The organism is Streptomyces sp. NPDC002838 (assembly GCF_040295365.1).
Lineage (GTDB): Bacteria > Actinomycetota > Actinomycetes > Streptomycetales > Streptomycetaceae > Streptomyces.
Map to the genome: position 1 here is coordinate 1 of NZ_JBEOVF010000054.1, position 21,805 is coordinate 21,805.

Sequence of the window (21,805 nt, forward strand, 5' to 3'; positions counted from 1 at the left end):
AACTTGCCGCTCACCGCGTAGACGAAGTAGCGGATCGCCCAGCCGCAGATCACCGTGTAGTAGAAGAGGATGCCCACCGTGACCACGGCCATGAAGCCGCCCATCCAGGCGAATCTGCGGCCCATGAACTCACGGAACGCCCCGATCGTGCCGAGTCGGGTGCGGGACCCGAGCAGCGACTCCGCCATCAGCAGCGGGACCGCCCAGACCAGGTTGGCGAGCACAACGGCGATGATGAACACACCGCCACCACCCGCTCCCACGTCGCGGGGGAATCGCCAAATATTGCCGGTACCCACCGCCATCCCGATGGCGGCGGCCACGAACGCGAAGCGGCTGGAAAACACCTCTCGCTTCGCGCCGGATGTCTGACGCGCCATGATCAGGTTCACTCCGTTCAGCCGGGTTGGGGACGACCGCGCCCTGGCAGGACTGCGCCGCACCTCATGGTGGCCCTCCCCCGCGACGCCGGGAACAGCTCGTGTTCCTTGACGCGTGGCTGTAAGGTATTACACCTCACATCTCCTGCGAAGAGTTTTGCAGGAACTTTTTCGGCCAGCGGAGCCCGCCACCTTCATGCCGGAGAGGCACCACCGCGGCCACGGAGCGTTCGAGCCCGGCAACGACCGCGGTGGGCGCTCAGGCCGGGGGCCGCTCACCGGAGGGCGGTACGGCAGGCGGGCGCCAGGAACGCCCGGTCCGCCGTCGCCTCCCGCGACGCACGCCGGCTCACCGCCCTCACCTGCCGCTTCACCGCCGAGGCCCGTACCGGCTTCCTGGACCGGCTCACCCGCCAGACCGGCTCCGCTCGGCCGTATTGACGCAGCAGAGTCGGGCCGGGTGCACAGAGCACCTCATCAACGGACGGCACCGGGCCACCACACACCACGGTTGTCCGCACCCGGTTCAGCGGCAAGCGGGACTTCCCGGACCTGCCCGGAGGCGTCAGGCCCCGTCTTCCGCCCGGCCGGCCCAGATGCCGCGGCTGTGGGTGAGGTGCTTGCGCATGAGTTCGGCGGTCAGCCGGCCGTCGCCCGAGGCGATGGCGTCCACGATGGCGAGGTGTTCCTCGCCGGACTGGGTCAGCTCACCCTGGTCCGCCAGCTTCTGCAGGCCCTCCATACGGGCCTGGTCGCGCAACTGACCGACCATCGCCACGAGTCGGCGGTTGCCCAGCAGCTCCAGCAGGCCGAGGTGGAACTGCCGGTCCAGGTCCAGGAAAGAGACCAGGTCCCCTTCGCGTGCGGCGTCGGTGAGCTGCTCGGCGAGTTGCCGGAACCGTGCCACAGGTGTCCGGTCGGCGAGCTCGGCGAGCTCGACCAGGGCCGGGACCTCCAGCATGGTGCGCACGCGGAAGATCTCCTCGAGATCGTGGTCGGTGAGTACCGGGACCCTGAAGCCCCGGTTGCGGATGACCTCCACCATGCCGAGATTGGCCAGGTCCATGACCGCCTCGCGGACCGGTGTGACGGAGACTCCCAGCTCCGAGGCCACATTGATGACGCTCTCCACTTGCCCGGGTTCGATCTGCCCCAGCACGATCCGGGTGCGCAGCGCCTCCCGCGCCTGCTGACGGAGGCTGACCGACTTGAGTTGCGCACCACGCGCGGGCGCCCCCGCCGGAGGAGAAGTAGTCATGCCCAATGCATAACACAGAAGAGCTGGGCCGAAGGGCGATGCCTCTCTTGCCGCCGAGGAGTAAGGTGTAATACCTTACTCACGCTTTCCTCCTGCGTAGAGGCGGTGGAGGAAAACGCCCAACGAGGAAGTGGGGTGCCATGAAGGCGATAACCGTCGGTGAGCGCGAGCTCCGTGAGGCCGTGACGATGAAGGAGGCGATCGATGCCGTACGGCGGGGCTTCGTCGATCTTGCCGGCGGGGAGTTCGAGATGCCCACCCGCACCGCGTTGCGGGACGGGCAGTTCCTGGTGATGTCGGCTCATCACCGCTCGACCGCGTCCGCCATGTTCAAAACGCTGAGCGTGAACTTCGAGCGCAAGCCCGCCATCACGGGCACCGTGGTCTGGAGCGAGACCGGCCGCCTGGACCACCTGGTCGCCGATGCCGGAGCGGTGACGGCCCTGCGCACCGGTGCGGTGGTCGGCGTCGCCACCGACCTCCTCGCCCCGCCCGGGGCCGGGCGACTCACCCTGATCGGCGCCGGCGGACAGGCCCCCGACCAGGTGCGTGCCGTCCACACGGTCCGGCCTCTGCGCCAGCTGACGGTGGTGGACGCCGACCGGAGCCGCGCACAGGCCCTTGTCGGGGCACTGGAACCCGAACTGCCGGGGGTGGAACTGCTCACCGCGACCGACGCGGTGTCTGCGGTACGGCGGGCCGAGATCGTCTGCTGCGCAACCAACGCGACCAGCCCGCTCTTCCCCGAGTCGGCGCTGCCCGCCCAGGTGCACGTCAACGCCATCGGCGCGTACCGCCCCACCATGCGGGAACTGCCCGACGAACTGCTCGCCTCCAGCACCGTCGTCGTCGACGAGCTCGACGCGGTCCTGGAGGAGTCCGGCGAGATCATCCACGCCCTCGAAGCCGGCGCCATCACCAAGGACGCCCTCACGGCACTCGGCACCGCACTGACCGCCCCCACCGCCGAGTACGGCAAGCGGACCGTGTTCAAGTCCGTCGGCGTCGCCGTACAGGACTGGGCCATCGCCCGCCTCCTGGCCGACAAGTTCCTCGCCTGACCCGGCACGACCCGGTCCGCGATCCGCGGGAAGGACAACGATGACAGACAGCGCAGTGATCGTCGGTGCGGGCGTGATCGGCCTCGCCACCGCCCACCGGCTCGCCCAGGACGGCCTGGCCGTCACCGTCGTGGACACGGCACACGGCGGGGCGGCCGGAGCCTCCGTGCACAACGCCGGATGGATCGTCCCGATCATGTCGACTCCCGTGCCCGCGCCCGGGATGCTCGGAAAGGCCCTGCGGTGGATGGCCCGCAGGGACAGCCCCCTGTACGTCCGCCCCTCCCCGCGTCCCGAGCACGTGCGCTTCATGACCGGCATGCTGCGCCACTGCAACCCCCGGGCCTTCGCCTCCGGCGTCGAGGCACTCGTCTCCCTCAACGAACGCACGCTTCAGCTGTTCGACGAGTACGAGAAGGACGGCATACGCTTCGAGCACCACCGCGTGGGCCAGCTCCTGGTCTTCACCACCCGGCACACCATGGACGAGTACCGGGCGGCCACGGCACCCATGGAACGGATCGGCCACACCGCCGCCCCCCTGACCGGCGACGAACTCCGCGACCTCGAACCAGCGCTCGGCAAGCAGGTGCTGACCGGCCTGCACTGCCCGCAGGAACGGCACGTCGACCCCGCGAGCCTGATCAGGGGCCTGGAGGACCGCTGCCGGGAACTCGGAGTCCGGTTCCTCCGAGACAGCCCGGTCACCGGCATCCGGACCCGGGGCCGCACGGTGACCTCGGTGCTCGCCGGGGACGAAGAGATCGACGGCGACCTGTTCGTCCTCACGGCCGGAGTCCACACCGGCCCGCTCTCGCGGCTGGCCGGACACCCCCTGCCCATCCAGCCCGGCAAGGGATACGGCTTCGACGACACCAGCGGCTCGGTGACACTGCGGCACTCGGTGTACCTCGGCGAGGCGAAGGTCGCCGTCACACCCCTGTCGAACCGGGTCCGGTTCGCCGGAACGATGGAGTTCGGCAACTCCGACGCCACCATCGATCCGCATCGGCTGCGAGGCATCGCCCGCTCCGCCCACACCTACCTACCGGACTTCCCCCCGGAGTCACAGCCACAGGGCTGGACCGGGCTGCGGCCGATGACACCCGACGGGCTGCCGGTCATCGGGCCGCTGCCGGGCAAGGACAACCTGCTGGTCGCGAGCGGGCACAGCATGCTCGGGGTCACTCTCGCGCCGGTGACCGCGGACATCATCGCCGCGGAGATCTCCGGAGGCCGGCAACGAGCCGACACGGCCCGCACGGCTCTCCCCTTCTCTCCGCAGCGCTTCGTCTCACGGCGTGGCCGAACCGCGGCGGGCGGTTGACGCAAGTCCCGACGCCGATGGCCTGCACTGGTGGTGACCGCGACCCCTGCCCCACCCGCCCCGGACGCCTCCGCACACGTCGCCCCGGGCCATGACCCGTCCCGGCACGACGCCGCGGTTCCGCCCGCAATCGGCCGCCGGTGAGATGTCCAGGGAACGCTTCGGAGTGGAGCAACTGACAGGAAGCGGCGCACGTCCAGGGGTGAAAAGTGCGCCCGGCGGCGCCCTCCCGTGGCCGTCGTCAGGCGCGTCCGGGAGGAGCGGCAGGCCGCTGCCAGGACACACCTCAAAACGTTTCTTCCAATAAGCGCACACCCGAGCCGCAAAACAATGCGGTGCCAAAACAAACATCAGGAGAGGGGGCGCACACGCGAAGAAATTCGAATTCTGCATATTATCCGAGCTTCGTCAACGCTCTTGCCATGGGCTCACGTTCTGCAGCTAGCTGGGTGCTGCGGCCACTTCCTGGCCCGGGTTCCCGATGAACCCTGGGCAGGCCGACGGCAACCGGGCAGTCCCCGGGCCGTCGATCAGGGAGGTGGTCGGGAAACCCGCACATGAGGAGTAGTCATGAAGAAGGCATATGAGGCGCCGACGCTCGTCCGGCTCGGTACCTTCCGGAAGGAGACGGGGCTTCTGCAGCGCTCCGGCAACGACCGGCTGATCCTGAGCAAGAACTGACGACCGACGGTCCTTGACCCGACGTCATGACTGAACTGCACGAAAGTGCGGGGACGGGCCCCGGCGACGCGCACTTCGCGGTCTTCACCGACCATGCGGACGCGGCCGCCGTGGCCCGCTCCTTCGCCCGCCCCGGAAGCCGGACCCTCGCGCACGCGTCGGGCCGGCCCTGGCTGGTCGGCCACTGGCACGACGACGAGGTCGTCACGGCGAACGCCGGCGGCGCCGCCGTCGCCGTCGTCGGCTGCTGCCCGATCGACGCCGCCGAACTGCGGCGCCGGGTCGCACGGTTGCGCGATCTCGCGGAGCTCGACGTACTGGCCCGGTCCCTCCCCGGCAGTTTCCACCTCATCGGCACCCTCGACGGGCAGATCAGGGTGCAGGGCACCGCCTCCGGACTGCGACTGGTCTTCCACGCGGAGATCGACGGCGTACGGGTGGCCGCCACCCGTGCCGACACGCTCGCCGCCGCCCTGGGCCTCGACCCCGACGTCCAGGAGCTGGCCGTAAGGCTGCTGTGGCCCGCCCCGTATCCGCTGTTCGAGACCTCCCTGTGGCACACGGTCACCGCCGTTCCTCCGCAGGACGCCGTGGTCGTCGCCGCGGACGGGCGCACCGTACGGCACACCCGGTGGTGGACACCGCCGGAGCCGGACCGGCCGCTCGCCGAAGCGGCTCCCCTGATCCGGACGGCACTTCAGGAGGCCGTAGACGCCCGTACCCGGCAGGGCGGCGTGGTGAGCTGCGACCTGTCCGGCGGCCTGGACTCGACCTCCGTCTGCTTCCTGGCCGACCACTCCCCCGCCCGTGTGGTGGCCAGTACGTGGCCGGGACGCGATCCGGCGGACACCGACCTGTACTGGGCCGAACAGGCGATGGGACACCTCCCGGACGTCGAGCACGTGGTCTGGGACGCCGACGCCTCGCCGCTGGTCTACGAGGACCTGCTCGGTATCGACGACCTCCTCGACGAGCCCACCATCGGCGTCATGGACCGCTCCCGGGTCCTGCACCACCTGCCCGGCCTCGCCGCACGCGGCAGCCGGTTGCACCTGACCGGCATCGGCGGCGACCACGTGGCGTGGTGCTCCGAGGCGTACTACCACCGGCTGCTGCGCACCAGACCGCTGTTCGCGCTGCGCCAGGTGCGTGGCTTCCGGGCACTGTGGCAGTGGCCGCTCGGCGGCACGGTCCGCGCGCTCGCCGACTCCCGGCCGTACGGGAAGTGGCTCGCCGACGCCGCCGGCCACCTGCGTGGCCCGTTGCCCCCCTCCGTCGCGACGGGTCTCGGCTGGGGCATGGCCCCGCGCCTCTTCGACTGGGTGACTCCCGAAGCCGAACGTATGGCCCGCCGGGCGCTGCTCGAGGCCGCGGCGACGATCTCGCCGCTGCATCCGGACCGTGGCCTGCACACCGACCTGGAGCAGATCCGGTCGTGCACCCGCGTCATCCGGCAGTGGGACCGGATGGCGGCCCGCGCCGGCCTGCCGATGGCCTCACCCTTCCTCGACGACCGCGTCATCGAGGCGTGTCTCGCCGTACGCCCGAGCGAGCGCGTCACGCCCTGGCGGTACAAGCCCGTCCTGAGCGCCGCGATGCGCGGGATCGTGCCCGAGGCCTGCCTGCGGCGGGCCAACAAGGCCACGGCCTCCATGGACGCCTCCAACGGACTGCGCGAACACCGCGCCGACCTGCTGGCCCTGTGGGAGGACTCACGGCTGGAGGAGCTGGGCCTGGTGGACGGCGCCGAACTCCGCCGCCTCGCCCGGCGGCCGGCCTCCCCGGGACTGTCCGACGCCATCCTCTACTCCACGATCGCCGCCGAGGTGTGGCTACGGGGACTCGCCCGCAGCCACACCCATGTCCCACACCCCTGACCACATCCCCACGTCAGAAAGGCCCCCACATGCCCCTGCGGTTCGGCGACAACGTCTCCACGGCCGAGACCGACTACGGCACGGTGCTGCTGGACGAACGGGCCGGCGCCTACTGGGAGTTGAATCCGACCGCCACCCTGGTGGTGCGGACACTGCTCGACGGCGGCGAGGAGTCGGACGCGGCCGCCGCCCTGGTCCGGGAGTTCGACATCGACCAGGCGCAGGCCCTGCGGGACGTCGAGACCCTCGTACGGCAGCTGCGCGGCTCGGGGCTCGCCTCATGACGACGCCCAGCGCGCTGGAACGACCCACCGGTGTTCCCCTGGCCCGGCGCCTGGCCGCCCGCCTCGTCCTGCTCCCCGCCGTCGCCCTCGCCCTCCTGCCGCCCCGCCGCATCCGCACCGTGCTCGGCCTCCTGCGGCGCGGTGCCGCGCCCGCCACCACCGCGCAGGCCCAGAACGCGCGCGACGCCATGTGCGCCACCAGCCTGCGCTGCGCCGGCCCGAAGGGGTGCCTGCCGCGCTCCTTGGGGGCGGCACTGCTGTGCCGGCTCGGCGGAGCCTGGCCGACCTGGTGCACCGGCGTGCGCGTCGTCCCGCCCTTCACCGCGCACGCCTGGATCGAGGCGGAGGGCCGTCCCGTCGGGGAGGGGGTGCCGGACGGCTACTTCGCCCGGCTGGTGGCCGTCGACCCGCTGCCACGGCCGACGGACCGATGACCGGCACGACGGCCCTGAACGGCGGCGGGGCCGCGGTCGCCGAGGGTGACAAGTCCACCCGGGCGGCGGTGGCCACGATGTACCGGCTCACCGCCGGGCACCGGAGCGCCATCGCCGTCGCCACCGTACTGACCCTCGTGGGCTCCGCCCTGGGGCTGGCCCAGCCGCTCGTCGCCAAGCACGTCGTGGACGCGAGCGGCCGCGGGCAGGTCATCTGGCCACTGCTGGCACTTCTCGGCGCGCTGTTCGTCACCGAGGCGGCGACGGGAGCCGCGGGCCGCTTCATTCTGGAACGGATGGGCGAAGGTGTCGTACGACAGCTCCGGCACGGGCTGGTGGGGCGGCTGCTCCGGCTGGAGATGAGGGAGTACGACCGCCACCGGAGCGGCGACCTCATCTCCCGGGTGACGGCCGACACCACCTTGCTCCGGGAGGTCGTGTCGCAGGCCCTCGTCGATCTGGTGACGGGAAGCCTTGTCGCCGCCGGGGCGATCGTGCTCATGGCGTGGCTCGACCCCCTGCTGCTGCTCCTGGTCGCCGTCACCGTGGCCGCCGCGGCCCTGGTCGTCGCCTCGCTGCTCGCGGGTATCAGAAGCGCGTCCGAACACATGCAGAACTCGGTCGGTGCCATCGCCGCCGACCTGGAACGCGCCCTCGGGGCCCTGCCGATGGTCCGCGTGCACCGCGCCGAGGAGCGCGAGGCGGCGGGCATCGGCGCACGCGTCGAGGCGGCCTACGGCGCGGGGGTACGCACCGCGAAGCTCGCCTCCGTCATGAGCCCCGCTGTCGAACTCGCCGTCCAGGGCTCCTTCCTCATCGTCCTGGTCGTCGGCGGCCTGCGCGTCAACGGCCACGCCGGCTCCCTCGGCGACCTCGTCGCCTTCCTGCTGTACGCGTCGTACCTCGTCCTGCCGCTGTCCTCCGTCTTCCGTGCCGTGGGCCTCGTCCAACGCGGGATGGGCGCCTACCAGCGCATCGAAGAGGCGCTCTGCCTGCCTGTCGAACCCACCGCCCCCGAGGTCCCGAAAGACCGCGCCCCCGCACCGCGGACGATCAGGCCGTCCATCACCCGCGAACAGCCCGCCCTCGCCCTGCGCGACGTCCACTACGGCTACGACCCGGACCGGCCGGTCCTCCGCGGTGTTTCCTTCGCCGTCCAGCACCGCCGGCACGTCGCCCTGGTGGGTCGGTCCGGAGCCGGCAAGAGCACGGTGTTCGCCCTGGTGGCGAGGTTCTACGAGCCGGACGCGGGAACCGTGCTCTTCGACGGGCTGCCCGCCGCCGAACTCACCCGTGACGCCTGCCGCCGACGCATCGCCGTCGTCGACCAGAACACTCACGTCGTCCACGGCACCCTGCGCGACAACATCGCCTACGCCGTGCCCGACGTCACGGAGGCGGAGATCCGGCGCGTCATGGAACTGGCCCGGCTCGAAGAAGTCGTCGACCGGCTGCCGGGCGGCCTGAACGCCGTCATCGGCGAACGCGGCAGCACCCTCTCCGGCGGCGAACGCCAACGCGTCGCCCTCGCCCGCGCGTTGCTGGCCCGCCCCGCGCTGCTCCTGCTGGACGAGCCCACCTCCCACCTCGACGCGATCAATGAATCGGCGCTCACCACCGTCATGAAGGACGTCGCCCAGGAGTGCGCCCTGCTGGTGATCGCCCACCGCCTGTCCACCGTCCAGCACGCCGACCACATCGTCGTGCTGGACGAGGGCCGCACCGCCGCCGGCGGACGCCACGAGGAGTTGCTGGCCGACAGCGCCCTCTACCGCGAGCTGGCCGCGAGCCAGATGCTCCGGCCGGGCGGGGAACCCGAGAGCGGCAACGGAGCGGGGACGGCCGGTTGAAGCCGTGCCGTCCCCGCGGCCCAGCCGGCCGAGATCCGGACCGGGCACGGGCCGACAGCCCAACGGTATGGGCCATTAACCCGTTCCTGCTGGTCAACAGTGGTGCGGCAGCCGTACCACCCTGAGACGAAGAATCTGCTGGTGTCGTACTCGCCGAAGAAGCTGGGCTCCTTGCGGGACTTCTGGAAGTCGCGGACGTTGAGCCGGTTGGTCTCGCTCCACCGCGCGCCCGGTTTGGCCACTGACCATCGCGAAGTCGCCCGCTTCCAGCCATCGCTGACTACCAGTCAGTTTGCTGACGAACCCTCGCGGTGTGAGTCTGCCGTTGGCCGTACGGCAGGCGGCCGGGGAGGGGGGCTCCATGAGGGGTGGACCGAGCAGGGTGGGAAACCGGGTACAGCAGGCGCGGGACCGCGTCTTCGCGGGGAGGGCGGCCGAGTTGGGCGTCTTCCGCTCCGCGCTGTCCGGTGACGAGAAGGCACCCGCGGTGCTGTACGTGCACGGGCCCGGCGGCATCGGGAAGTCCATGCTGCTGCGCCGGTTCGCCGCCGAGGCACGGGCGGCGGGACGTGAGGTGGTCGAGGTCGACGGCCGGCTCGTGGAGCCCACGCCCGAGGCGTTCGAGAAAGAGGCCGGGGCGGTGCTCACCGACGAGCGGGCCGTCCTGCTCGTCGACACCTTCGAGCGTTGCCAGGGGCTCGAAGGCTGGCTGCGGGACCGGTTCCTGGTCCGGCTGCCGGTCGGCGCGCTGGTGGTCGTCGCCGGGCGGCAGCCACCGGACGCCGGGTGGACGTCCGACCCGGGGTGGGCGGACCTGCTGCGCACGGTGGCTCTGCGCAACCTCGCCCCGGACGAGGCCACGGCCTTCCTGCGCACCCGTGGGGTGCCGCAGGGTACGCGGTCCGCCCTGCTGGCCTTCACCGGTGGCCACCCGCTCGCCCTGGCGCTCGCGGCGGCGGTGGCGGTCCGGGACGCGGCGGGGTCGGCGGGCTGGGAGCCCAGCCGGGACGCGATCGCCACCCTGCTGCCCCGGCTGATCGGTGAGGTCCCTTCTCCCGTGCACCGCCGGGCCCTGGAGGTGTGCGCCCGCGCGTACGTGACCACCGAGACGCTGTTGCGTGCCGTCCTCGGGGACGAAGCGGCGCCGATGTTCGCCTGGCTACGTGGTCTGCCCTTCGTCGAGTCCGCCCGGCACGGCCTGTTCCCGCACGACGTGGTGCGTGAGGTGCTGGAGGCGGACCTGCGCTGGCGTGACCCCGAGGGGTACGCAGAGCTGCACGGCCGGCTCAGTCTCCACCTGCTCGAACAGATCCGGTCGGCTCCGGAGAGCGGGATGCTCCCCGCCGTGGGCGCGTTCATGTACCTGTACCGGACCGACCGGTACATGGCCGACTACAACAGCTGGCGCGGCGGCGAGGTCGTGTCGAGCACCTGCGAACCGGCGGACCACGCCACGGTTCTGGACCTGGTGACCGAGGTCGAAGGGCCCGAATCGGCGGCCGCCGCCCGTTTCTGGCTGGACCGGCAGCCGGAGGCGTTCCGGGTCTGCCGTACCGCGCGGGACGGCGAGATCGTGGGCTTCTCGGCCTGGCTGCGGCTGACCGAGCCGTACGGCGAGGAGGTCGACCCCGTGGTCGCGGCGGCCTGGTCGCACACCCGGAGCACGGCCGCGCTGCGCGACGGGGAGCATCTGGCGGTGGCCCGCTTCTCCGTGACCTCGCCGCGCTACCCCAAGATCTCACCGGTCGAGGACCTCCACCAGTGGCGGGCCGTGGCCGAGGTCGCCCGCGCCGACGGGCGGCTGGCCTGGATGTACGTCGCCATACGCTCCGGAGACTTCTGGCGGCCCTATCTGACGAGCCTCGGCCTGACGACGATCGCGGACCGACCGCGGGTCGGGCATCTCACGTACGACCTGTACACGATCGACTGGCGGGCACATTCGATACGGACCTGGGCGGAGGAGAAGACCCGGCTGATGCTCTCGGGCGTGGCCGGTGCCCCGGAGAAGCCGGCCGCGGTCTCCGGGCAGAGTGCCGAGTACGCCGTACTGTCCCGGCCGGAGTTCGACACCGCCGTACGGGACGCACTGCGCGCGCTGTCACGGGCGGAGGATCTCGCGCTGAACCCGCTCGCCCGCAGCAGGCTGACCTCCGGACCGGGAGCCGAACTGGCGGAGCTGCTGGCCGAGGCCGTCGACGCGCTGCGCGCGGAGCGGGGTGGGGAGAAGTACCACCGGGCGGTGGCGGCGACCTACTTGCACGGCGCGCCCACCCAGGAGGCGGTCGCCGCGCGGCTGGGGCTGCCCTTCAGCACGTACCGCAGGCACCTGGGCGTGGGCATCGCGCGGGTCTGCGACGCGCTGTGGCGTCGGGAGATCTACGGGACGGATGCCCGCTGACACGGCCATGACCGTGGTCACCGCGATGACCGGGGTGAGCGGCAACGAGCAGTTGCGGGCAGCGAACCTGTCTGGTGGGTGATCAGCGAGCAGAACGAGGGTGGCTCCTGTCGCTGATCGACAGCAGGAGGCACTGAGATGGACGTAGTTGTGGTGGGAGCCGGGCCCGTCGGTATGACGGCCGCGATACTGCTGGCCCGGGAGGGCCACCGGGTCACGGTGCTCGACCGGGATCCGGGCGCTCCCCGGGGCGGTGCGGAAGAGGCGTGGGACGCGTGGGAACGGCCCGGGGTCGGCCAGTTCCGGCATCCGCACCTCCTGTTGCCGGCGGCGTTCCGGACGCTGGCGAACGAACTGCCGGAGGCGGTGTCCGAGCTGACGGCGCTGGGCGGTGTGCCGTGCAATCTGCTCAGTGGCGCGTGGGGGCTGGACGCCGTCGGCGGGCGGCGTCCGGGCGACGAGCGGTTCGCCATGATGGCCGCCCGGCGCCCGGTCCTCGAGGCCGCGCTGTCCACCGTGGCCGCCCGCGCCCCGGGGCTCACCGTCCGCCGTGACACGGCCGTCTCCGCACTCCTCACCGGCCACGAGCGGGTGCCCGGACGGCCGCATGTCGCCGGGGTGCTCACCCGGGGCGGCGAGGCCGTGCACGCCGACCTGGTCGTCGACGCAGGGGGCCGCAACTCGGCGCTGGGCGGGATGCTCCGGGACCTCGGCGCACCCGGGCCGGTGGAGGAACGGGCCGAGAACGGATTCCTCGCCTACACCCGGTACTTCCGCTCCGCCGACGGCAAGCCGCCGAAGATGCCGGTCTGGCGGGCGGTCCACTACGACAGCGTGACGACCGTCGCCATCGAGGGCGACGCGGGGACGTGGGCGTTGTCCCTGGGGGTGTCCCGCCGTGACCGCGCGCTGCGGGCGCTGCGCGAAACCGGCGCCTGGCACCGGGCGGTGGCGCTGTTCCCCGACGTCGCGTATCTGGCCGAGGTGGGCGAGCCGATCAGCGGGATCATGGCCATGTCCGGCATGGAGAGCAGGCACCGGCGGTTCGTGATCGGCGGTCGGCCGGCGGCGACCGGAGTACTGAGCATCGGCGACGCCTGGGCGACCACCAACCCGCTCTTCGGCCTGGGTATGTCCATGGGCGCCCTGCACGCCGTCGCCCTGCGTGACCTCCTGCGCACGGCAGACCCCGACGAGCCGGAGAAACTCGCCCTGCGCTTCGACGAGTTCACCCGGACCTCGCTGGCCCCGGTCCAGCAGGGCCTGGCCGACTGGGACCGGCACCGGCTCGCCGAGATCGACGCCGCCATACGCGACGTCCCCGTCCCGTACGAGACCGACGACTGCGACTGGCACTTCAGGAGGGCGCTGGACACCGCCAAGCTGCGGGATCCCGAGCTGCTGCGGGCCTTTTCGGACATCGGCTCGCTGCTGGCGACCGCCGAGGAGACGTTCACCGACCCCGGCCTGGCGGAAAAGGTTGCCGAACTCGGCCGCAAGGCGCCGCACTACTCCGATCCGGGCCCCTCACGCGCGGAACTCCTCACCGCGGTCGCCGGCGCGGCCGTGTAAGTCCCTGAGGGCCGGGCGGCACCCCGCCGGTGACGCCCGGCCCGAGGACCGCCGGCAGCGGCGTACAACCCGACTCGTCCGGCATGCGGCCTCTGATCCCTCTGATCATGGCCGAAGGGGTTCTCCCAACGCTCACCTTCCGTTGGGCGAAGGAGCCGGCGTCTGCTCCTAGGGTGACTCGTGCCGCCCCCCGGTCCGTTGTATCGAGAGGACTCCCATGACAGGCAAGTCCGGAAGACCGACCGGTTCCGGTTTTGAACGACGCACCCTGCTGCGCGGGGCCGCCGTGGCCGCGGCCGCGTCCGTCCCCTTCCAGGCGCTCGCGGCGCGGACGGCGGCAGCCGCGCCGGCCAAGTTCGAGTTCGACGCCGGGTACGGCCCGCTCCGCCCGGTCAAGGACCAGGCGACCGGCCTGGAACTGCTGCAGTTGCCGAGCGGGTTCGAGTACATCTCCTACGGCTGGACGAACGACCTCATGGACGACGGGGTCCGTACCCCCGGCGCGCATGACGGCATGGCGGCCTTCCGGTACGACGACAAGGTCCACATCGTCCGCAACCACGAGCGCGGCGCCGGACCCGCCTTCACCGCCCCGGCCTACAACCCCGAGGCCGGCGGCGGGACCACCACCATGGTCTTCGACCCGGACGCCGGCCAGTGGCTGGAGTCCTACGGCAGCCTCGGCGGCACCATCCGCAACTGCGCCGGCGGTCCCACCCCGTGGAAGACCTGGCTCACCTGCGAGGAGACCTTCTCCACGACGGCCGGCAAGCGCCACGGCTACATCTTCGAGGTGGCCTCGGAGGGCAAGGGCGACCCCGAGCCCTACACGGCCATGGGCCGGTTCAACCACGAGGCCGTCGCCGTCGACCCGGCGACCGGCTACGTCTACGAGACGGAGGACCGCGGCGACGCCTCGCTGTACCGGTTCGTCCCGGCGGTGCCGGGCGACCTGGCCAAGGGCGGCCGGCTCGAGGCCCTGCGCATCGGCACCGCGAAGTACGACACCCGCCTCGACGGCGAGAAGGCGTACGGCACCGTCTCCTGGGTGCCCGTGGACGACGTCGACCCGGCGACGGACACGGTGCGGCTCCAGGCACAGGCGAACGGCGCCGCCGTGTTCAGCCGCCTCGAGGGCGCCTGGTACGGCAACGACCGCATCTACGTGATCACGACCGACGGCGGCCCCGCCCGCCAGGGGCAGGTCTTCGAACTCGACCCGGCCACCGATGAGTTCCGGACACTCTTCGCCTCCCCCGGCGCCGACGTGCTCAACGCACCGGACAACATGTGCGTCAGCCCTCGCGGCGGCCTGGTGCTCTGCGAGGACGGTGGCGGCACCGAGTACGTCCACGGGCTGACCACTCAGGGCGAGATCTTCCGCTTCGCCGCCAACAGCGTCGACCTGCGCGGCGGCACCGCGGGCAAGAACGTCCCGGCAGCCGACCACACGGGCTCCGAGTGGGCCGGATCCGTGTTCGAGCCGAAGAACGGCAACTGGCTGTTCGTCAACGTCCAGAGCCCCGGCATCACGTTCGCGATCACCGGCCCCTGGACCCGAGGCGCGCTCTGATCCACCCGCCGGGCAGCATCCGCCTGCCCCGGCACAGGGTTGCCGGACCGCAATGGGAACAGGTCCGGCAACCCTCGCCCGATCGTCGGCGCGCGACGGTTCAGGTGCCGATCTTGCCGACGCCCACCCCGGCCCGCACCAGCGAGGGCACGTTGGCCGTCGGGTCCAGCGTGTACGCGTAGAAGGTGCGCGGCTCGGTCACCGTGCCGTTGGTCTCGCACGCACCCGACCCGGTGAAGACGTTGCCGCGCTGCACCAGCCGGCCCGGCCCCGACTGGTCGTACCCGCCGGCGGAGTAACAGGGATGCGGAACGCTCTCGAAGTAGTTGCCCTCGACCACCACGCCCGCGTTCATGGTCGACGCGACGCCGTATATGGCGTTCCCCTTGTAGTAGTTGTTGTAGACGTGCACCGGCTCCCCGAACCGCACCCGCGGATGCCGCTGCCGTGAGCCGTCGAAGAAGTTGTGGTGGATGGAGACCTTCAGCTTTCCGGCGTCCTGGCCGCCGTTGCCGTCGGAGTGACCGAGCAGCATGCTCTTGTCGGTCTTGTTGAACCAGTTCCACGACACGGTGACGTACTGGGAGCCGCGGACGACGTCGACCGCCCCGTCGACCGCCCCGACGAACTCGTTGTGGTCGATCCAGATGTGGTGCGACTCCTGGCCGACGTTGACGGCGTCGTCCTCGGCGTTGGTGAACTTGATGTTCCGCACGATGACGTTGTGGGAGCGGTAGAAGTCCAGGCCGCCGCCGTTGATGACGGCCGAGGAGCCGACCCCGACGATGGTCTTGTTCGGGCGCACTCCCTGCTTGCTGGTGATGTTGATGGTGCCCTGCACCCGGATCACCAGCGGACCCGTGGTGTCGATGTACTCCAGGAACTGGTCGGTGGTGGTGGCGGTCACGGTCGGGCCGCCGACTCCGCCGGTGGTGCCGTTCTGGCCGAGCGCGTTGACCGCCGCGAAGCCGGTGGGGGACGTCTCCGCCAGCGGCGCCGGGGGCTGTGCGACGGCGCTGCCGCTGCCGGCCGGCACCGCCGCCACGCCGAGGAGCAGCGCGAGAGCGAGAGCCGGAACGGGGCGCGTGCTGCGTAAGGACCTCATGCGGTTCCTCCAGGGATGAGTGAACGGATCTTTCCGGCACCCGTGTTCGCCCGCACCAACCCGGGACCCCAGGACAGAAAGCGCTTTCTAGATTTCCTGAATGCTAATCAGGTGTTTTGAGCATGTCAACGACTGCGGCAAGCACCCGATGTGTTCGACCTGCCGCACATTGTTCGAAACCTCTTGACGGTGCACCAAGCACGGATTGACACTCTCGCAACACGACGTCACACAGCCGAAACGGCAGGGTGCCCATGGCCGAGGCCCCGCCATGCCTCAGCAGGGAAACTCGACATGACGTACATCGCACGTCTGCGCACCCGCGCGAGACGCTGGGCGGGCCAACTCGCCGGACTGACCGCAGCGTCGCTGTTCCTGGGCCTCGCCGCACCTGTCGTCCCCGCACAGGCAGCGGACACCTCGGACATCACCGACGGCCTGGCCCTCTGGTACAAGTTCGACGCGGCCTCGGGCAGCACCGCGACCGACGCGTCCGGCAACGGCCGCAACGGCACGGTCAACGGCACCGCCGGCTGGTCCGGCACCGGCGAGGGGCTCGCCTTCAACGGGTCCGACACCTACGTCAAGGTGCCGGACGACGTCATGAAGGGCATGGCCGCGATCACCGTCTCGATGGACGTGCTGATCGACTCCGCCCAGGCCACCCCGTACTTCCTCTACGGCTTCGGCAACTCCAGCGGGAGCAACGGCAACGGCTATCTGTTCACCACCGGCAACTCCTTCCGCACCTCCATCGCGACCGGCAACTGGTCGACGGAGCAGACCACCAGGCCCGCCGACTCCCACAACCTGACCCGCGCCGTGTGGAAGCACGTGACGTACACCCAGACCGGCACCACCGGTGTGCTGTACGAGGACGGCGTCGAGGTGGCCCGCAACACGTCGGTCACCATCACCCCCGGCGCCATCGGCTCCGGCATCACCACCGCCAACCACATCGGCAAGTCCGTGTACTCCGGCGACAAGCTCTTCAAGGGCAGGATGCGGGACTTCCGGGTGTACGACCGCGCACTCGCCGGCTCCGAGGTCGAGCAGCTCGCGCTCCCCGTGGCCACGCAGGGCGTCGCCGACGACAAGGCCGCCCTCTCCCTCGGCGACACCAGCGCCGTCACCGCCGACCTCGACCTGCCGAAGACCGGCACCGCCGGCGGCTCCGCGATCAGCTGGGCGAGCGACAATCCCGCCGTGGTGTCCGACGCCGGCAAGGTGACCCGCCCCGCGGCGGGCGAGCCGGACGGCCACGCCACCCTCACGGCGACCCTGAAGAAGGGCACCGTGACCGACACCAAGCGCTTCGACGTCACGGTCCTTCCCGCGTTCGACGACGAGAGGGCCACCCGGCAGGCCGCCGAGGCCCTGACCGTCCACAACCTCGACGACGTACGCGGCAACCTCACCCTCCCGGCGGCCGGTTCCTACGACACCGAGGTCACCTGGTCCTCCGCGAAGCCGGACGTCATATCCGCCGACGGCATGGTCCACCGCCCCGCGCACGGCGAGGGCGCCACCACCGTCGAGCTGACCGCCACCGTCACCAAGGGACAGGCGAAGGCCACCCGCACACTCACCGCCAAGGTGCCCGAACTGCCCCGGAAGGAAGCCCTCAAGGGCTACATGTTCAGCTACTTCACCGGCGAGGGCACCTCGGACGGCGAGCAGCTCTACGCAGCCCTCAGCAAGGGCAACGACCCGTTGAAGTGGCGGGAGTTGAACGACGGCAAGCCCGTCCTGACCTCCACGCTCGGTGAGAAGGGCCTGCGCGACCCGTTCATCATCCGCTCCCCGGAGGGCGACAAGTTCTACCAGATCGCCACCGACCTGAGGATCTACGGCAACGGCGACTGGGACGCCGCCCAGCGCACCGGCAGCAAGTCCATCATGGTCTGGGAGTCCACCGACCTCGTGCACTGGACGAACCAGCGCCTGGTCAAGGTCTCTCCCGACACCGCGGGCAACACCTGGGCGCCGGAGGCGTTCTACGACGCCGAGCGCGGCGAGTACGTGGTCTTCTGGGCGTCGAAGCTGTACGACAACGCCGAGCACTCCGGCAGCACGTACAACCGCATGATGTACGCGACGACCCGCGACTTCCACACCTTCAGCGAGCCCAAGGTCTGGATCGACCGCGGCTACTCGGTCATCGACTCCACGGTGGTCGCGCACGACGGGACGTACTACCGCCTGTCGAAGGACGAGCGGAACAACACCTCCTCCACGCCCAACAGCAAGTTCATCTTCGAGGAGAAGAGCGACTCACTCCTCGACACCTCCTGGGCCCCGGTCGCCGAGGGCATCGGCAAGGGCGCGATGAGCGCCGCCGAGGGGCCGCTGGTCTTCAAGTCCAACACCGAGGAGAAGTGGTACGCGTTCCTCGACGAGTTCGGCGGCCGCGGCTACATCCCCTTCGAGACGACGGACCTCGACTCCGGCGTCTGGACCCCGTCCACCGGCTACGACCTGCCCTCAAAGCCCCGCCACGGCACCGTGCTCCCGGTCACGCAGGCCGAGTACGACCGGCTGCTGCGCGCCTACCAGCCCGACCAGCTCGTGGAGAGCGTCGAGGACATCAAGGTCGAGACGCGCATCGGTGACGCGCCGGTCCTGCCGGCCACGGTCGTCGCCACGTACGCGGACGGCGTGAAGCGTCCCGTCTCCGTCACCTGGGCGGACGTACCGGCGTCCCAGTACGCGCAGGCCGGTACCTTCACGGTGATCGGCGGCCTGCCGGACGGCACCACGCTGAAGGCCGAGGTCACGGTCTCGGTCGAGGGCCCCGCCGTCCCGGCCGACCTGCTCCTGCGCTACGGCTTCGACGAGACCGGCGGCACCATCGCCCGTGACTCCAGTGGGCACGGCTACCACGGCACCTACGCCCGCACGCCCGGCTTCGGCACGGGCGTGGACGGCGGCTCCTTCAAGATGTCCGGCGGCTCCGACTCGCCGTACGTGAAGATCCCGAACGGTGTCCTCAAGGGTGCCGACAGTGTCACCGTCTCGACGTACGCCAAGTGGAAGGGCGGCGACAACTGGCAGTGGCTGTTCGGTCTCGGGCCCGACAGCGACAAGTACCTCTTCGCCAGCCCCTCCAACGGCTCCTCGAAGCTCTACTCGGCCATCACCAAGGCCAGTTGGTCGGCCGAGTCGAAGCTGACGGCCGGCTCACAGCTCACCCCGGGCGAGTGGCGGCACGTGACCGTCACGCTCGACGGCGCGAGGGGCACCGCGGTCCTCTACGTCGACGGCATCGAGGCGGCCCGCGCGACCGGCGTCACCACCAAGCCGTCCGAGCTGTACGACGCGGGCAAGGACCACAGCGGCTACATAGGCCGCTCCCTCTACGCCGCCGACCCGTACTTCGGCGGCGAGGTCGACGACTTCCGGATCTACAACCGGGCCCTCACGCCCACGGAGGTCCTGGAGCTCAGCGGCAACACCACGGGCATCGCGAAGGCGAGCCACCCGGCACTGAAGGTCGACGCCCTCGTCGACGACGCGCACAGCACGATCACCCTGCCACTCACCGAAGGTACCGATCTCACCGCTCTGGCCCCGGAGTTCACCCTCGCGCACGGTGCGTCGATCAGCCCGGCCTCCGGCAGCGTCCACGACTTCACCGAGCCGGTGACGTACGAGGTCACCGGCTCGGACGGGAAGAAGCGCAGCTGGACGGTGCGGGCACTGATCATGAAGAGCCCGGTGCTGCCGGGGCTCAACGCCGACCCGAACATCGTGCGGTTCGGCGACACCTTCTACCTCTACCCGACCACCGACGGCTTCCCGGGCTGGAGCGGCACGCAGTTCAAGGCGTACTCCTCCACCGACCTGGTCCACTGGAAGGACCACGGCGTCATCCTCGACCTGGGGCCGGACGTCAGCTGGGCGGACAGCAGGGCGTGGGCGCCGACGATCGAGGAGCGGAACGGGAAGTACTACTTCTACTTCTCCGCCGACGCCAACATCGGCGTCGCGGTCTCCGACTCGCCCACCGGCCCGTTCAAGGACGCTCTGGGCAAGCCGCTGCTCAAGGCGGGCCAGTACCCCGGTCAGATGATCGACCCGGCCGTGTTCACGGACGACGACGGCACCCCGTATCTCTACTGGGGCAACGGCAGGGCGTACGTCGTACCGCTGAACGACGACATGACCACCTTCGACCCGTCGAAGGTCAAGGACATGACCCCGAGCGGCTACAACGAGGGCACCTTCGTCATCAAGCGCGAGGGCACCTACTACTTCATGTGGTCGGAGAACGACACGCGGGACGAGAACTACCGTGTCGCCTACGCCACCGGCCCCTCGCCCACCGGTCCCTGGACCAAGCGGGGCGTGATCCTGGAGAAGGACCTCTCCCTGGGTATCAAGGGCCCCGGCCACCACTCCGTCGTCCAGGTCCCGAACACCGACGACTGGTACATCGCCTACCACCGGTTCGCGATCCCGGGCGGTGACGGCACCCACCGCGAAACGACCGTAGACAAGCTGGAGTTCGACGCCGACGGCCTGATCAAGAAGGTCGTGCCGACGCTGACGGGCATCGACCCGGTCACCATCGTCCGCGCCGGCCCGGACGCCGACGGCATCGAGGGCGGCAAGATCCAGCTGGGCGGCACGATCTCCGGTGCGGGCAGCCCGAAGTGGACGGTCGAGGAAGGAGCGCCCTGCGCCTTCGGCGACCCGACGGCCGCCCGGACCACGCTCACCTGCACCGACGACGGCACCTACCGGGTCACCCTGACCGGCGGCCGCGGCAGCGACACCGCGACCGTGAGCGTCGCCAACGCGGCCCCGGCGATCAGCTCCAGCACCGGCCCGAAGTCCGCGGTGTCGGTGGGCCACCGCGCCACAGTCACCGCCGGGTTCGATGACCCCGGCACCGGCGACACCCACACCTGCGCGGTCGACTGGAAGGACGGCTCCGAGCCCACGGCGGGTACCGTCACCGCCTCCGGCTGCGAGGCCGCCCACACCTACACCACGGCGGGCATCCGCCGCCCCGTGGTCACGGTGACCGACGACGACGGCGCCTCGGACCGTACGACGCTGCCCGAGCTGATCGTCTACGACCGGGCCGCCGGCCCCGCGGCCGGCACCGGCGTCATCACCTCACCGGCCGGCGCCCTCCCCGCCCGGCCCGACCTCACCGGCAAGGCGGCCTTCTCCTTCGCCGCCGGCTACGAGAAGGGTTCCGTCCGCCCCTCCGGAAAGGTCGCCTTCGACTTCGGCGCGGGCCGTCTGAAGTTCCGCTCCACCGGCTCGGACTGGCTCGTCGTCACCGGTTCGAAGGCCGTGTACCAAGGCTCCGGGACGGTGAACGGCACCAGTGGCTACGGGTTCCGCGTCACCGTCACCGACGGCCCGGACACCTTCCGCATCGAGATCTGGAAGAAGTCCACCGGTGACGTGGTCTACGACAACTCCACAGCGGCGAGGAGCATCGGCTTCATCACGGTCGGCGACCACCGACCGTGAGCCGGTCGACGGGGATCCGCGTCAGCGGCAGCGGTCGCAGACACCGCTGAGTTCGAGGGTGTGTTCCAGCTCGGTGAAGCCGGTGGTCTCGGCTAGCCGGGCGGCCCACTCCTCGACGGCCTCCGCGTCGACCGGCCGGCTTCGGCCGCAGTCGCGGCAGATGAGGTGGTGACGGTGCTCGCCGGTGGGCCGCCGGAGGTAGAGCCGCTCGCCGCCCTCGTCGCGTACGACGTCGACGAGCCCCGCGCGGTCCAGTTCGCGCAGGGTGCGGTAGACGGTGGTGAGCCCGACCGTGCTGCCGGTGCCCGCGAGCCGGGTGTGCAGCTCCTGCGCGGAGACGAACTCGCGGCAACCGCCCAGGGTTTCGAGCACGGCCCGCCGCTGCCGCGTGCTGCGCAGCCCCGCGGCGCGGGCCCGCCCGCTCGTCACGTCGGCCTCCGCTTCACCCATCCCCTTCACCCATCCCCGGACTCCTCGGTCGACCTGTGCGTTGCGCCCCGCGCTGTCGACCA

14 protein-coding genes and 1 pseudogene are annotated in these 21,805 nt (G+C 70.8%); 11 read left to right on the forward strand and 4 right to left on the reverse strand.

The genetic code is table 11. From position 1 onward, the window contains the following. Both ABT063_RS42210 and ABT063_RS42215 read right to left on the reverse strand, forming a co-directional pair. Positions 1 to 380: pseudogene (locus ABT063_RS42210) on the reverse strand (sodium-dependent transporter); the annotation flags it as partial. Between the two features lie 565 nt (positions 381 to 945). Then, positions 946 to 1,638 carry a GntR family transcriptional regulator gene (locus tag ABT063_RS42215; RefSeq protein WP_351066258.1) on the reverse strand — a complete coding sequence of 231 codons (693 nt, stop codon included), beginning with the start codon at positions 1,636 to 1,638 and terminating at the stop codon, positions 946 to 948. Positions 1,639 to 1,778: 140 nt separating this feature from the next. Here ABT063_RS42215 and ABT063_RS42220 point away from each other — a divergent pair, with 140 nt between their 5' ends. From ABT063_RS42220 to ABT063_RS42265, 10 genes are all read left to right on the forward strand, one after another. After that, entirely contained in the window at positions 1,779 to 2,699 is a 921-nt protein-coding gene (locus ABT063_RS42220) for an ornithine cyclodeaminase family protein (RefSeq protein WP_351066259.1), read from the forward strand. 40 nt (positions 2,700 to 2,739) lie between these two features. Beyond that, positions 2,740 to 4,026, forward strand: a complete 1,287-nt coding sequence (locus ABT063_RS42225) for an NAD(P)/FAD-dependent oxidoreductase (RefSeq protein ID WP_351066260.1) — start codon at positions 2,740 to 2,742, stop codon at positions 4,024 to 4,026. A 570-nt stretch (positions 4,027 to 4,596) separates the two neighbouring features. Beyond that, a complete protein-coding gene (locus ABT063_RS42230) occupies positions 4,597 to 4,707 on the forward strand; it encodes a keywimysin-related RiPP (RefSeq protein ID WP_107047813.1) in 111 nt (36 codons plus the stop codon). Positions 4,708 to 4,733: 26 nt separating this feature from the next. Beyond that, a complete protein-coding gene (locus ABT063_RS42235; RefSeq protein ID WP_351066261.1) occupies positions 4,734 to 6,584 on the forward strand; it encodes a lasso peptide isopeptide bond-forming cyclase in 1,851 nt (616 codons plus the stop codon). Positions 6,585 to 6,613: 29 nt separating this feature from the next. After that, the gene (locus ABT063_RS42240; RefSeq protein WP_351066262.1) at positions 6,614 to 6,868 is read left to right on the forward strand and encodes a lasso peptide biosynthesis PqqD family chaperone; all 255 of its coding nucleotides are present in this window, start codon (positions 6,614 to 6,616) and stop codon (positions 6,866 to 6,868) included. Next, positions 6,865 to 7,302 (forward strand): lasso peptide biosynthesis B2 protein, encoded by a 438-nt coding sequence (locus ABT063_RS42245; protein ID WP_351066263.1) that lies wholly within the window; start codon positions 6,865 to 6,867, stop codon positions 7,300 to 7,302. Before ABT063_RS42240 ends, ABT063_RS42245 begins: the two co-directional genes overlap by 4 nt. Continuing rightward, complete coding sequence (locus ABT063_RS42250) at positions 7,299 to 9,152, forward strand: ABC transporter ATP-binding protein (protein WP_351066264.1); 1,854 nt, start codon at positions 7,299 to 7,301, stop codon at positions 9,150 to 9,152. Before ABT063_RS42245 ends, ABT063_RS42250 begins: the two co-directional genes overlap by 4 nt. Before the next feature lie 382 nt (positions 9,153 to 9,534). Further along, the gene (locus tag ABT063_RS42255) at positions 9,535 to 11,553 is read left to right on the forward strand and encodes an ATP-binding protein (protein ID WP_351066265.1); all 2,019 of its coding nucleotides are present in this window, start codon (positions 9,535 to 9,537) and stop codon (positions 11,551 to 11,553) included. Positions 11,554 to 11,691: 138 nt separating this feature from the next. Further along, positions 11,692 to 13,125: an NAD(P)/FAD-dependent oxidoreductase gene (locus ABT063_RS42260; protein WP_351066266.1), complete on the forward strand. Its 1,434-nt coding sequence runs from the start codon at positions 11,692 to 11,694 to the stop codon at positions 13,123 to 13,125. Positions 13,126 to 13,342: 217 nt separating this feature from the next. Continuing rightward, the gene (locus ABT063_RS42265) at positions 13,343 to 14,698 is read left to right on the forward strand and encodes an alkaline phosphatase PhoX (protein ID WP_351066267.1); all 1,356 of its coding nucleotides are present in this window, start codon (positions 13,343 to 13,345) and stop codon (positions 14,696 to 14,698) included. 100 nt (positions 14,699 to 14,798) lie between these two features. Here ABT063_RS42265 and ABT063_RS42270 read toward each other — a convergent pair whose 3' ends face one another. Then, positions 14,799 to 15,803, reverse strand: a complete 1,005-nt coding sequence (locus ABT063_RS42270) for a pectate lyase family protein (RefSeq protein ID WP_351066268.1) — start codon at positions 15,801 to 15,803, stop codon at positions 14,799 to 14,801. Between the two features lie 294 nt (positions 15,804 to 16,097). Between ABT063_RS42270 and ABT063_RS42275 the strand changes: the two genes are divergently transcribed. Then, positions 16,098 to 21,293 (forward strand): family 43 glycosylhydrolase, encoded by a 5,196-nt coding sequence (locus tag ABT063_RS42275; protein WP_351066269.1) that lies wholly within the window; start codon positions 16,098 to 16,100, stop codon positions 21,291 to 21,293. 21 nt (positions 21,294 to 21,314) lie between these two features. Here the strand turns inward: ABT063_RS42275 and ABT063_RS42280 are convergent, their stop codons facing one another. Beyond that, a complete protein-coding gene (locus ABT063_RS42280) occupies positions 21,315 to 21,743 on the reverse strand; it encodes a Fur family transcriptional regulator (protein WP_351066270.1) in 429 nt (142 codons plus the stop codon). Between the last annotated feature and the right edge of the window lie 62 nt (positions 21,744 to 21,805).